General features: G+C 57.4%; 12 protein-coding genes. 3 read left to right on the top strand and 9 right to left on the bottom strand.

Translation table 11 applies throughout. From position 1 onward, the window contains the following. The first annotated feature begins 5 nt into the window (after positions 1 to 5). A complete protein-coding gene (locus CTT34_RS10495; protein WP_159342392.1) occupies positions 6 to 830 on the top strand; it encodes a metal ABC transporter ATP-binding protein in 825 nt (274 codons plus the stop codon). A gap of 9 nt (positions 831 to 839) precedes the next feature. After that, on the top strand, positions 840 to 1,772 hold the full coding sequence (locus tag CTT34_RS10490; RefSeq protein ID WP_159342391.1) for a metal ABC transporter permease: 933 nt from the start codon (positions 840 to 842) through the stop codon (positions 1,770 to 1,772). A gap of 12 nt (positions 1,773 to 1,784) precedes the next feature. Here the strand turns inward: CTT34_RS10490 and CTT34_RS10485 are convergent, their stop codons facing one another. From CTT34_RS10485 to CTT34_RS10470, 5 genes are all read right to left on the bottom strand, one after another. Continuing rightward, positions 1,785 to 3,329: a cation:proton antiporter domain-containing protein gene (locus CTT34_RS10485; protein ID WP_159342390.1), complete on the bottom strand. Its 1,545-nt coding sequence runs from the start codon at positions 3,327 to 3,329 to the stop codon at positions 1,785 to 1,787. A 30-nt stretch (positions 3,330 to 3,359) separates the two neighbouring features. Beyond that, positions 3,360 to 3,809, bottom strand: coding sequence for an ion channel (locus tag CTT34_RS10480; protein WP_159342389.1), 450 nt, complete (start codon positions 3,807 to 3,809; stop codon positions 3,360 to 3,362). 38 nt (positions 3,810 to 3,847) lie between these two features. Continuing rightward, complete coding sequence (locus CTT34_RS18605) at positions 3,848 to 3,976, bottom strand: hypothetical protein (protein ID WP_285263245.1); 129 nt, start codon at positions 3,974 to 3,976, stop codon at positions 3,848 to 3,850. Continuing rightward, the gene (locus CTT34_RS10475; protein WP_159342388.1) at positions 3,973 to 5,181 is read right to left on the bottom strand and encodes an MFS transporter; all 1,209 of its coding nucleotides are present in this window, start codon (positions 5,179 to 5,181) and stop codon (positions 3,973 to 3,975) included. The genes CTT34_RS18605 and CTT34_RS10475 overlap by 4 nt, the downstream gene beginning before the upstream one ends. Positions 5,182 to 5,243: 62 nt before the next feature. Further along, on the bottom strand, positions 5,244 to 6,638 hold the full coding sequence (locus CTT34_RS10470; RefSeq protein ID WP_159342387.1) for a GntP family permease: 1,395 nt from the start codon (positions 6,636 to 6,638) through the stop codon (positions 5,244 to 5,246). A 207-nt stretch (positions 6,639 to 6,845) separates the two neighbouring features. Between CTT34_RS10470 and CTT34_RS10465 the strand changes: the two genes are divergently transcribed. Next, positions 6,846 to 8,189 (top strand): Na+/H+ antiporter family protein, encoded by a 1,344-nt coding sequence (locus tag CTT34_RS10465; protein ID WP_159342386.1) that lies wholly within the window; start codon positions 6,846 to 6,848, stop codon positions 8,187 to 8,189. A gap of 74 nt (positions 8,190 to 8,263) precedes the next feature. On the opposite strand, the gene CTT34_RS10460 is transcribed toward CTT34_RS10465, so the two are convergent. The 4 genes from CTT34_RS10460 to CTT34_RS10445 all read right to left on the bottom strand — a co-directional run bounded on the left by CTT34_RS10460 (position 8,264) and on the right by CTT34_RS10445 (position 11,852). Further along, positions 8,264 to 8,998 carry an RNA methyltransferase gene (locus CTT34_RS10460; protein ID WP_159342385.1) on the bottom strand — a complete coding sequence of 245 codons (735 nt, stop codon included), beginning with the start codon at positions 8,996 to 8,998 and terminating at the stop codon, positions 8,264 to 8,266. 145 nt (positions 8,999 to 9,143) lie between these two features. After that, positions 9,144 to 10,787: a chaperonin GroEL gene (gene groL, locus CTT34_RS10455; protein ID WP_137092879.1), complete on the bottom strand. Its 1,644-nt coding sequence runs from the start codon at positions 10,785 to 10,787 to the stop codon at positions 9,144 to 9,146. 55 nt (positions 10,788 to 10,842) lie between these two features. Next, a complete protein-coding gene (locus tag CTT34_RS10450) occupies positions 10,843 to 11,136 on the bottom strand; it encodes a co-chaperone GroES (RefSeq protein WP_044628009.1) in 294 nt (97 codons plus the stop codon). Between the two features lie 227 nt (positions 11,137 to 11,363). Next, positions 11,364 to 11,852: an FxsA family protein gene (locus CTT34_RS10445; protein ID WP_159342384.1), complete on the bottom strand. Its 489-nt coding sequence runs from the start codon at positions 11,850 to 11,852 to the stop codon at positions 11,364 to 11,366. Between the last annotated feature and the right edge of the window lie 145 nt (positions 11,853 to 11,997).

Below are 11,997 nucleotides of genomic sequence, written 5' to 3'. Positions count from 1 at the left end.
TCACGATGTCCTCATTACCGTCTCAACCAGCCAGCGCCATCGAAGTGAGCGGTGTTTATGCGGCTTATCAGCGTCAGCCCGTGTTAGAGGACATTCACCTCTCGTTGCCTCGCGGGCGTTGGACGGCCATCGTGGGGCCGAACGGCGCAGGAAAATCGACGCTGTTTCACGTGTTGACCGGCAGCATGAAGCCTCTGCGCGGCCGCGTGACGGCATTTGGTCAAGCCATCGAGCACCATCGGAAAGCTGGGCGCATTGCTTACATGGCCCAGCGAGAGGCCATCGAATGGGATTTCCCTATTTCGGTATGGGAAACCGTGATGAGCGCCCGCTATGGCCACATGCGCCAAGACGCGTGGTGGCGGAGACTGCTACCTGCGCGCTGGCATGCGCCACGTCACCGTGTTGCGGTGGAAAAAGCGTTATACGACGTCAACATGCTGGCGTTTGCCGACCGGCCCATCGGTGCTCTCTCGGGCGGTCAAAAAAAGCGTGTGCTGCTGGCGCGTGCGTTGGCGCAAGAGGCGAGTATCCTGCTGCTCGATGAGCCGCTCGCGGGGGTCGACCCACCCAGCGAACAGCTCATTCTCGACGTGCTCAAACGCGAGCGCGAAGCTGGACGAACCATCGTGATGGTGACGCACGATATGCCGGGCGCGCGTCGCTACGTGGACCACGTGGTGCTGATCAATCGATTCATTCGCGGTGAAGGTGCGCCCGACGAGATGCTGAGCGATAGCAAGCTGGCCGAACTCGCCGTGAGTGCCATCGAGCCATCTGCTCAGGGTGTTGGGCGTGCCAGCGTGCCTGCGTTCGCTGGCAAAGAATAGGCAATTTGCATGTTACAAACGTTGGACTCTTTGAGTAGTGCCCTGGTGGCTGGGCTCATCTCGGCGGTGATGGTGCCCGTGAATCTGATGCCCGATAGCGTTTCAGAGGCGTTTCAGTACGCGTTCATGCAGCGCGCGCTGCTCACGTCGATGATGGTGGGGGCCATCTGCGGCATGCTGTCTTGTTATGTCGTCCTCAAGCGCTGGTCGCTACTGGGGGATGCGATCTCGCACGCCGTGTTGCCTGGCGTGGCAATCGCCTACCTGCTGGGCCTGCCCTTTTTTATCGGCGCTTTCGTCACGGGGGCGCTGACGTCGCTTGGCATTGGGGCGATCGAGCGGCACACGCGGATCAAGTCCGATGCCGCCATGGGCATCATGTTTACCGGGGCGTTTGCGCTGGGCGTCGTGCTGATCAGTAAAATCGCTTCCAGCACCCACTTGATGCACATTCTATTCGGTAACGTCTTGGGGGTTCAGCAGTCTGCACTGATGCTGACGCTCGCTGCCAGCGTGATCGCATTGCTGGTGGTATGGCTGGCTTATCGCCCGCTCATGCTTTATGCCTTCGATCCGACTCAGGCACAGGCACTCGGCTTCAATACCGGAGTGATTCATTACGGCTTGATTCTGCTGCTCACGCTCACCATTGTCGCTAGTCTGGAAACCGTCGGTATCATCCTGGTCGTGGCCATGCTGATTACGCCGGGCGCCACGGCCCACTTGCTGACCGACCGCTTCAAAACGATGCTGTTTATCTCCATCGGGGTTGGGGTAGGGTCTGCGGTATTGGGGTTATGGCTGTCGTTTGCGTTTGACGTGGCTTCCGGCGGCACCATCGTCCTGGTGGCGACGGGGTGTTTCTTCCTGGCGCTGCTGTTTTCACCGAAGCACGGTGTGCTGATGCGCCTATGGCGGCATCGCCATGTGGGGGCTTCTTAGCCCCCGCTGGCGTTATCGGCTTGCATCGCCGTGAAGCTTCTCCCAGGTTTTTTCAGCAATACCAATACCCGCGCCGGTCATTAATAAGTAGGTTTGATCGACGCCGGCATCGCGAAGCGGCTCGGCTTCATCTTGATAGTGAATGCCCGCAATCAGTTGGCCGGTAAAACCAGCCTTGCGCAGTTCTCGGCTGGCAATCAGCTTGCTTTCCATTTCTGGGGTGGCCAGTGTCACCGCAGTCAGGCCATCAAGATCGAGATGGTGCCAAAAACCGACATCCTCGATATCACCATAAAACACGCGGCGTTGGCTGTCGGTTTTATTGGGGTCGGAATCGATACCGGCGACCTCCAAACCCTTATCGTGAAAGAAGTCGTAGGCAGCGCTGCCCGTGCGTCCCATCCCCAGCACGAGAACGGTGGCCGCGCCTAAATTGACGGGCTGTTCGTCCGGGTGTCTCGAGCCGCGCTCGAAGCGCGTCAGATGTCGCTCCCAGCGATCGAACAGGCTGTGTGCCAAACGGTTGAGCGGCGCGGCCATCACGAAAGAAAGCGCGACGGCAATGGCCAGTGGTACCAACCACGCCTCAAGGATGCTCGACGCGACGATCAGGCCAAACTCACTGTAAGCGGTCAGGCTAAGGCTGCCCAGGAACGCATTTCTCGCACGCAACCGAAAGGCAATCAACAGGGCAAAAAAGAGTAGCCCCTTCAGTGGCAGCGCCACGGCCAGGGCGAGCGCAAAAAGGAGTGCTTGGGTGTCGGGGAGGCCAGCCATCCCAATTTGTAGAAAGAAACTGATCAACAGCACTTCCTTGAGCCCCCACAGCGCTTTCGAGAGCTCTTGGGCCCGAGGGTGGTGAGCAAGCAGCAGCCCCATCACCAAAGCCCCTACCTCCGAACTCAGCCCTACCATTTCAAAGCCCATTCCCCCCACGGCAATGGCCAGCACGGCGCCGGTCAGTACCAGCATTTCATCGTGTTGCGCAACGCTCATCAGCCAGTACAGCACGGGCCGCAGCAGTGGAAGGAGAAACACCAGCAAGGCCCAGGGACTAGGCGACTGACCGCTGTAGATGCTCAACACCGCCAGGGCGGCCAAGTCCTGAATGATCAAAATGCCAATCGCAATGCGGCCGTGTAGCGCCCGCAGTTCACGCTTGCTCTCCAGAACTTTAGCGGCCAATACCGTGCTCGAAAACGATAGCGCGATGGCGAGCAGTAACGCAGTCTCCAGCGGTAGCGATAGCAGAACCAAGAAGCCTACGGTGAAAATCAGCGCGGTCAAGGCGAGATGCAGCAGGGCGCTACCCAATACCACGGGTTCGGCTAGGCTCCTGATATTCAGCTTCAAGCCAATCGTGAAGAGCAGTAGTAAGACACCCAAATGAGCGAGGTGCTCGAGCAGCGGGCCGGCCTCATCGGGTAAACCAACGCTAGGGCCAAAGGCGTTTAAGGCAAAGCCAGCGGCTAGAAAACCTACGAGCGGAGGAAGATTGAGATGACGGGCGGCAATGCCGAATACGAATGCAAACGACAAAATCAGCACTTCGAACATGCGGTGTCCTTAACCAGCGAAGGGAGTGAGCTACTTATGTATACGCCAATGTTTTTGCATTTCGATAAACGTAAAGGACGCCGACCAGGTGATCAGCACGAAGCCGGTCAGCGCCAGCGTACCGTAGAGAAAACGCACCGGGCCGACGGCATAGATATCGCCGTAGCCGACGGTAGTGTACGTCACGGCGGAAAAGAAAATGTAATCCAATAGCTGAAAGCTCTCGTACCCTTTCAACGCGCCGATACCATGGATGGCTGACAGCCACCAGCCCGTTATCCCAAAGAGCCAAATTTCGGCGATGTGGGTGGTCAGCACGCCGAATGCCATGATCAAAATGCGCTGGCGATGAGGGCGGTGGGAGCGTTCGATTTGGCGAGAGATGAGCCACAGCGCCTCGTAATGCAGTAACACGGCGAGCACGACGGCAATGAAGGTCGTCAAGACGACGGCTATATGGCCTGGATAGGGAATCGCCATGGGCTATCAATTGCCAGCACGTTGAGGTGACACGTGATTTAGCACAGTCGGCTCCCCAGCAGCAAAAGGGCGGGGTCGAGCGTATGCCACCCCCACCAAGCCAACAGAGCCAAGCCACCCAACGCCAGTAGGCCGATCACGGCCCAGCCTGCTGCCGACACTGTCATGGTGTCACCTGTGGCGCAGAGGGGCGTGCCAGCGGCTTCTCGCTGATGAACCAGTGGAGCGCGGCGGCGACCACGGACAGTACGATGGCAATCTGCCACACCGTATCGTAGTGGCCGGTGAGGTCGTACAAAAAACCACCCAGCCACACGCCCATGAACGAGCCTAGCTGATGAAAGAGAAACACGATGCCGCCCAGCATGGAGAGATGCCGAACGCCAAACACCGATGCGACGATACCGTTCGTGAGCGGAACGGTGGAGAGCCATAACAGCCCCATGGCAATCCCGAACAGATAAGCGCTGGTCGTCGTCAGGGGAAGGACGATAAAGGCCGTGATGATCACGCCCCGGATGAGGTAAAGCCAGCTCAATAGACGCGGTTTCGACCAGATACCCCCCATCCAGCCAGCAGTGTAGGTGCCTACGATGTTGAACAGACCAACCAGAGCGAGCACCGTGGTGCCGACTTGGACGGCTAAGCCGTTATCGAACAGGTAGCCTGGCAAGTGGACCGCAATGAACACCACTTGGAAGCCGCACACGAAAAAGCCCAGGCAAAGTAGCCAAAACCCTTTTTGCCCCGCCGCTTCGTTAAGCGCATCGCGCAGGCTCAGATCGCCCAGCGCTTTGGGGCTTGGCCGGTCTTTGACCATGGCGCCCAGCGGTATCATGAGCGCTGCGATGGCCCCCATGGCCAACAGCGCAGAGGACCAGCCTAGCCACTCGATCAATCCCAGCGTGCCGGGCAGCATGGCAAATTGACCAAACGACCCCGCCGCACTGACGATCCCCATGGCCATGCTGCGCTTCTCAGGGGGCACGGCCCGGCCCACGGCGCCGAGTATCACCGAGAACGTCGTTCCCGATAAGCCGAAGCCAATCAGCAGGCCAGCGCTGACGGTCATGCCGAGCGCGCTGGTCGAGAGGCTCATGAAGCAAAGCCCCAGGACATAGAGGATGCCACCCACCACGATGATTTTAGCCGCGCCAAACCGATCTGCCAGCGCCCCGGTAAACGGTTGAGACAGCCCCCAAATGAGGTTTTGGACGGCCAGTGCAAACGCAAAGACGCCGCGTCCCCAGCCGAAATCGCTGCTCATGGGTTCGAGAAACAGCCCGAACCCATGACGTAGTCCCATGGCCGTGGAAATAACCAAGCTGGCGAGCACGATCAACAGCAGCGTGTGGTGTTTCTGGAGGGCCATGGCACGTCTCTTATGGTGGATTGGTTAACGCGTTAATCAACTATCGCATGGCATTGGCGACTTTAGAAGCTTCCAAACAGCGTGCCGAGCGTAATCACACTGATCAGCGCGGCGATGGGCAGCACGATGGTGACCATGGCCACATTGCCATACGACTGGCGGTGGGTCAGCCCGCAAATAGCCAGTAGCGTGATCACGGCACCCGAGTGGGGAAGCGTGTCCATGCCGCCCGCGGCCAACGTAGCCACGCGGTGCATGAGCTCAGGATCGATGCCTGCTTGCTGTGCCATGGCCAAATATTCACTGCCCAACGTTTGGAGCGCAATGGAGAGGCCGCCTGAGGAGGAGCCGGTGATGCCTGCCAGCACGCTCATCGCCATGGCTTCGGAGATGAGCGGGTTGCTCGGAGACACATTGAGCACGGCATCACGAATGATGGCAAAGCCTGCCAAGCTGGCGATGACCGCGCCGTAACCTACTTCCGAGGCCGTGTTGAAAATCGGTAGCAGCGAACCAAAGCAGCCTTGATTGATGGTGGTTTTCAAGTCTTGCCAGTGACGCCAGCGCGTGATGATGAGCCAAGCCGAGGCGCTGAGCAGGGCAATCAGAATGGCCCAAAGCCCTGTTTGGCGGCTGGGCGTGACGTTGTCGAATGCATCGCTGATGAAGCTCAGGTCCATGGCCGGGAATATCCCGTAGGTGAAGAGAGCGTTGAGGCCAATCACCATGACCAGCGGAACCAGCGCGACTGCCAGTGGCATGCTGGGCGTAGTGCCGGTGTCACTCTGGGCGTCTGTTTCCCGCTCGGTATGCGTGCCATAGCCCTCGCCGTGAAGCGCCGCTTTATTGACCCGCGACTGCAGATACAGGGTGCCCAACCCCAGCATGATCAACCCAGCGACGATGCCAAGCCCCGGTGCCGCGAAGCTGTTGGTACCAAAGTAAGGAATGGGAATGGCATTTTGGATGGCCGGCGTGCCGGGGAGCGCCGTCATGGTAAAGGTGAAAGAGCCTAGAGCGATGGAGGCGGGGATAAGGCGCTTGGGCACATTGGCCTGGCGGAACAGTTCACGGCTGATCGGGTAAATGGCAAAGGCCACGACGAACAGCGAGACGCCGCCGTAAGTCAGTACCGCGCAGGCCATGACCACCGTCAGTACCACGTGATGGGTACCCAACCGCTTTACGATGCCATTGGAGATCGACTGGGCGGCGCCTGAGTCTGCCATCAACTGGCCGAAGAGCGCGCCCAGCAAGAAGAGAGGGAAGAACTGCATGACATAGTTGCCCAGGGCGCCCATGAAGGTGTCGGTGTAAATGGGCAGTAAAAAAGCACCGTCGCCTGATAGTAAAACCGCTAACGCGGCCATCAACGGCGCAAGGAGGAGGACCGAAATGCCGCGATAGGCAAGCAGCATCAATAGCGACAACGAAAGAATAATGGCGAGCATGCCCATACAGGCTCCTAAGCATTTGTTAATTTAGTAAGCGGTGTGTTTAAACAAAGGCCGGGATACTAGGCATAATGTTGCATAGCAGCAATAGCGTTGTGACTAAAGTCGTAACCAAAAGAGAGCGTCACTTTCGCCTGATTAAGCGCGCCCCATCTGTTAAAATCCGCCATCTTTGGCGTTGATGACCTTCCAATAACCCTGGGTATTTCCATGAATGCAGTAATTCTTGCAGTGCTCGTCATGGTGGCACTGTCACTTCTTCGCGTGTCCGTCGTTTTCGCACTGGTGGTCGGTGCGTTGGTAGGGGGGCTAGTCGGAGGCCTTTCCTTAGACGATACGCTCAGCGCGTTCAACGAGGGCGTCGGTGGGGGCGCGCAGGTGGCGCTGGCGTACGCAACGTTAGGCGCTTTTGCTGTGGCCATTTCTCGTTCTGGGTTGCCGGACATGCTGGCGAACCGATTGATCACTCTGTTGGGTAAAGAAGCGACCGCCGCCCACCAAGCACGGGTGAAGATGCTGCTGCTGGTGGCCGTACTGCTGGTCGCGATCTCCTCACAAAATGCCATTCCAGTCCATATTGCGTTCATTCCCGTGCTGATTCCACCGCTGCTGGCGGTGATGAATCGTCTGCAACTCGACCGCCGCGCCGTGGCTTGCGCTCTGACCTTTGGTCTTACTGCGCCCTATATGCTGCTGCCGGTAGGATTCGGGGCGATCTTCTTGAACGATATTCTGTTAGCCAATCTCAACAGTGCCGGAGAGCCGCTAGGACTGGAGATCTCTCGTGGCATGGTGCCCCTGGCCATGGCCATTCCGGTGGGCGGCATGGCCATCGGCCTTTTGGTCGCCCTGCTGTTTAGCTACCGCGGCCAGCGCAGCTACGCAACTAAGGACGTGGCCGCGCCCAATGGCCAGGCGCACACACCTGTCGAACCGCACCTCTTAGGGTTGGTCATGTCAGGCGTGGCGATCGTGGCCGCGCTGGGCCTTCAACTCTACACCGGCTCGATGATCGTTGGCGGTTTGGTGGGTATCGGCTTGCTGTCGCTGGGTGGCATTTTCAAATGGCGCGAGGCCGATGATTTGTTCACCAGCGGCATGCGTATGATGGCCTTGATTGGCTTTATCATGATTTCGGCGGCAGGCTTTGCGGAAGTCATGAAAGCCACCGGTGATATCGAATCGCTGGTCGCAGGTGCTTTCGATCTGTTTGGCGATAATCGTGGCTTGGCCGCTTTGGTGATGCTGTTGGTTGGCCTGTTCATTACCCTGGGCATTGGCTCTTCGTTCTCTACCATTCCCATTATTGCGGCGATTTTCGTACCGCTGGCCGTGCAGTTTGGGTTCTCTCCCATGGCGACCGTGGTACTGGTGGGCACCGCTGCCGCATTGGGGGATGCTGGCTCGCCGGCGTCGGATTCCACCTTGGGGCCAACGTCAGGTTTGAACGTAGACGGTCAGCATGACCATATGTGGGATAGCGTGGTGCCCACGTTCCTACACTATAACCTTCCGTTGATTGCATTTGGCTGGCTGGCGGCCATGTCGCTTTAAGCACACGCAATATTTACCAAAAGGGCAGCGCTAAGCTGCCCTTTTTAATGGAAATGCGTTGAGCGGGTAAGGAATTACTGCTTGGGCAAGTGCGCTTCAAAGGCGCTTAGTAGACCGCGGAGTAGGGACAGCTCTTTGCGACTCGGCTGTGCACGGGCAAACAGCGCTTGAAGCTGCTCTTCGGTACGGGCGTGAGGCTGGGTTAAAAAGCCGCTTTGCTGCATCAAGCGGCCAAGATGCTCCTGGAAGTAACCAAACTGTTCGCGGCTAGGCGGCGTGGCTTCCAGCGGGCGCTGATACGCAAAGCTGCTGACGTCGCGCTTGCGCCAGGCGCGATGCACTTCGTAGGCAAGAATCTGAACCGCTTGCGATAAATTGAGAATGCCATACTCGGGGTTGGCGGGAATGCTGACTTGGTGGCTGCAGCAACGAATCTCATCGTTGGTCAGCCCCGAGCGTTCGCGGCCAAACACCAGTGCCACCGGTGCTTGGTGGGCGTTGTCGATGACTTGCTGGGCCATCTCGTCAGGCTCGTCGAAATGGGGCAGCGGCATGCTGCGTAGCCGAGCGCTGGCGCCGATTACCTGCACGCAGTCGCGTACGGCCTCTTCTAGCGTGCTCACACAGAGAGCATTCTCCAGTACGTCCGTGGCACCGGCGGCTAGGCGAGTGGCTTCTTCATCGGGAAATGTACGGGGATTGACCAGCACAAGCTCTGTCAGCCCCATGGTTTTCATGGCGCGGGCTGTAGCGCCAATGTTGCCCGGGTGGAATGTTTGCACCAGCACGATACGAATATTGGAAAGCACGGGAAGTCGAACCTAAAAGCTGCCAAATAAAGTCGGTGATGGTAGCACGCTTTATGACGCCATGAAGGCGGCAGCAACGAAAGAACCCCGCCGAAGCGGGGTTCTTAATGACGTTAAACGTCAGAGCGTTAGGCTCATGGGTGCATTACATCATGCCGCCCATGCCACCCATTCCGCCCATGCCACCCATATCCGGGGCAGCTTCTTTCTCTTCCGGGTCGTCGGCGATCATGCACTCGGTGGTGATCATCAGTCCAGCGACGGAACCAGCAGACTGCAGCGCAGTGCGGGTCACTTTCGCCGGATCCAGTACGCCCATTTCGAACAGGTCGCCGTATTCGCTGGTTTGTGCGTTGTAGCCGAAGTTACCTTCGCCATCTTTCACGCGGTTGATGACCACAGCAGCTTCTTCACCAGCGTTGGTGACGATCTGACGCAGCGGTGCCTGCATGGCACGAAGCGCCATGTTGATACCGTGGTTCTGGTCTTCGTTGTCACCGGTCAGGCCTTGTACTTTGGCCATCACGCGTACCAGGGCAGTACCGCCACCAGGTACGACGCCTTCTTCTACGGCAGCGCGAGTTGAGTGCAGGGCATCTTCAACACGGGCTTTCTTCTCTTTCATTTCGACTTCAGTTGCTGCACCGACGCGGATGACGGCAACGCCGCCTGCCAGTTTGGCAACGCGCTCTTGCAGCTTCTCTTTGTCGTAGTCAGAAGAGGTTTCTTCGATTTGCGCGCGGATTTGATTAACGCGCGCTTCGATGTCGTCTTCAGCACCTGCGCCATCGATGATGGTGGTGTTCTCTTTAGACATGGTCATACGCTTGGCAGTACCCAGGTGATCCAGGTTTGCCTGCTCAAGGGTCAGACCTACTTCTTCGGAGATCACGGTGCCGTTGGTCAGGATAGCGATATCCTGCAGCATCGCTTTGCGACGGTCGCCGAAGCCAGGTGCTTTGGCAGCCGCAACTTTCACGATACCGCGCATGTTGTTCACGACCAGCGTCGCCAGCGCTTCGCCTTCGATATCTTCAGCGATGATGGCCAGCGGCTTGCCTTGCTTGGCAACGGCTTCCAGCACCGGCAGTAGTTCGCGAATGTTGGAGATCTTCTTGTCGACGAGCAGGATGTACGGATCTTCCAACTCGACGGTCATGGTGTCTTGGTTGGTGACGAAGTAGGGCGAGAGGTAGCCGCGGTCGAACTGCATGCCTTCAACCACTTCAAGCTCGTCTTCAAAGCCGCGACCTTCATCAACGGTGATGACGCCTTCTTTACCGACTTTTTCCATCGCTTCGGCGATGATTTCGCCAATGCGCTTGTCGCCGTTGGCAGAGATAGTACCTACCTGGGCAATGGATTTGGTGTCGGTGCAGGGTACGGACATCGCCTGGATCTCTTTTACCGCCGCGGCGACCGCCTGGTCGATACCGCGTTTCAGATCCATCGGGTTCATACCGGCCGTAACGCCTTTCAGGCCTTCCGCGACAATCGCTTGAGCCAGAACGGTCGCCGTGGTGGTACCGTCACCTGCGGCGTCAGACGTTTTAGACGCCACTTCTTTGACCATCTGGGCGCCCATGTTCTCGAACTTGTCTTTCAGTTCGATCTCTTTCGCAACCGAGACACCGTCTTTAGTCACGGTCGGTGCGCCGAAGGATTTGTCCAATACCACGTTGCGGCCTTTCGGGCCCAGCGTGACTTTAACGGCGTTGGCCAGGATATCGACGCCACGCGCCATACGTTTGCGAGCGTCATCAGAGAACTTAACTTGCTTAGCTGCCATGTTCGTTACTTCCTAACAATTGAAATAAAATGGGAAAGTAATTAGCCGAGGCGGATTAGCCTTCAACGACGGCCAGGATATCGGCTTCGCTCATGATCAGAACTTCTTCGCCGTTGATTTTTTGCTTCTCAACGCCGTAGCCGTCTTTGAAAATCACCGTATCGCCAACTTTCACGTCCAGCGGGCGTACGTCCCCGTTATCGAGAATGCGGCCATTACCAACGGCCAGGATTTCGCCACGCGTGGGTTTTTCCTGTGCATTACCCGGTAGCACGATGCCGCCAGCGGTTTTCTGCTCTTCTTCCACGCGACGGATCACGACGCGATCGTGCAAAGGACGGATATTCATGCTCACGTTCTCCTGAGTATCGTCAAAGCCCTAAAAGGGCAGTTAGCTTAAAGTGATTTCCGCGGGCCAAGCCCTCGGAAAGCGAAGGCATCATGCCTTCATGTCAATGGCGAAAGCGAAGCTTTCGCCGAACCTGTGTGCTGACTCAAAAGTGGGGGCTAGCCAACACCTTTCAAGGGGTGGATAAGAAAAAAATTACCAGCCACCCTAGAGATGAAAGGGAGGGTTTAGCGGCGGCGCGAATCGTCATCACCACTAATAAACTCGCCCTCGATAGGGCCCTCTTGGCCGTTTGACGAAGGCTTCTCACCGGATGCGTCCCAGCCCGAGGCGCCACGTTGATAGGTGTGCTGCTTGGTAGCAGCGCCTTTTAACCCCACCCAAGTGAGCGCTTTCATGAGCAGTTGTCGAGCATTGGGAATCAAGCATGCGATACCCAGCGCATCGGACAGAAACCCTGGGGCAAGCAAAAGGGCGCCACCAAAGATGAGGGCAGCGCCAGTCAGTAGCTCCTGAGAGGGTATTTCACCCATTTGCATCCGCTGTCGGGCGCGTGCAAAGGTGGAAACACCTTCTTTTCGAATCAGATGAAGGCCGATGAAACCGGTGCCTAACACCAAGATCAGGGTGCTCAATAAGCCTATCTGGCTGCCGACTGAGAAAAGCAGCACAAAGTCCATTAGCGTAAAGAGCGATATAAAGAGAAGAATGGGCATAGCCAACTCCAAAACAGGCGTAATTGCTCAATATGGTGACAGAAATATAAAAAACAAGCCGTTCTGAGAGGTCACTGCCGGCCTTAAACGCTCGATATTCATAGCGGGCTCTTCTATGCTGCAATGCAAAAAGTGTTTTGGGCGA

Source organism: Halomonas meridiana, from assembly GCF_009846525.1.
Classification (GTDB): Bacteria; Pseudomonadota; Gammaproteobacteria; order Pseudomonadales; family Halomonadaceae; genus Vreelandella.
The sequence above is the reverse complement of the archived record's forward strand: the minus strand, read 5'-3'. Positions and strand labels throughout refer to the sequence as shown.

What these genes read in the sequence shown, in the direction of transcription:
- CTT34_RS10450 (WP_044628009.1), bottom strand. Translation starts at nt 11,136, where the DNA reads ATGAATATCCGTCCTTTGCACGATCGCGTCGTGATCCGTCGCGTGGAA.
- CTT34_RS10485 (WP_159342390.1), bottom strand. Translation starts at nt 3,329, where the DNA reads ATGTTCGAAGTGCTGATTTTGTCGTTTGCATTCGTATTCGGCATTGCC.
- CTT34_RS10445 (WP_159342384.1), bottom strand. Translation starts at nt 11,852, where the DNA reads ATGCCCATTCTTCTCTTTATATCGCTCTTTACGCTAATGGACTTTGTG.
- groL (WP_137092879.1), bottom strand. Translation starts at nt 10,787, where the DNA reads ATGGCAGCTAAGCAAGTTAAGTTCTCTGATGACGCTCGCAAACGTATG.
- CTT34_RS10480 (WP_159342389.1), bottom strand. Translation starts at nt 3,809, where the DNA reads ATGGCGATTCCCTATCCAGGCCATATAGCCGTCGTCTTGACGACCTTC.
- CTT34_RS18605 (WP_285263245.1), bottom strand. Translation starts at nt 3,976, where the DNA reads ATGACAGTGTCGGCAGCAGGCTGGGCCGTGATCGGCCTACTGGCGTTG.
- CTT34_RS10475 (WP_159342388.1), bottom strand. Translation starts at nt 5,181, where the DNA reads ATGGCCCTCCAGAAACACCACACGCTGCTGTTGATCGTGCTCGCCAGC.
- CTT34_RS10465 (WP_159342386.1), top strand. Translation starts at nt 6,846, where the DNA reads ATGAATGCAGTAATTCTTGCAGTGCTCGTCATGGTGGCACTGTCACTT.
- CTT34_RS10495 (WP_159342392.1), top strand. Translation starts at nt 6, where the DNA reads ATGTCCTCATTACCGTCTCAACCAGCCAGCGCCATCGAAGTGAGCGGT.
- CTT34_RS10470 (WP_159342387.1), bottom strand. Translation starts at nt 6,638, where the DNA reads ATGGGCATGCTCGCCATTATTCTTTCGTTGTCGCTATTGATGCTGCTT.
- CTT34_RS10490 (WP_159342391.1), top strand. Translation starts at nt 840, where the DNA reads ATGTTACAAACGTTGGACTCTTTGAGTAGTGCCCTGGTGGCTGGGCTC.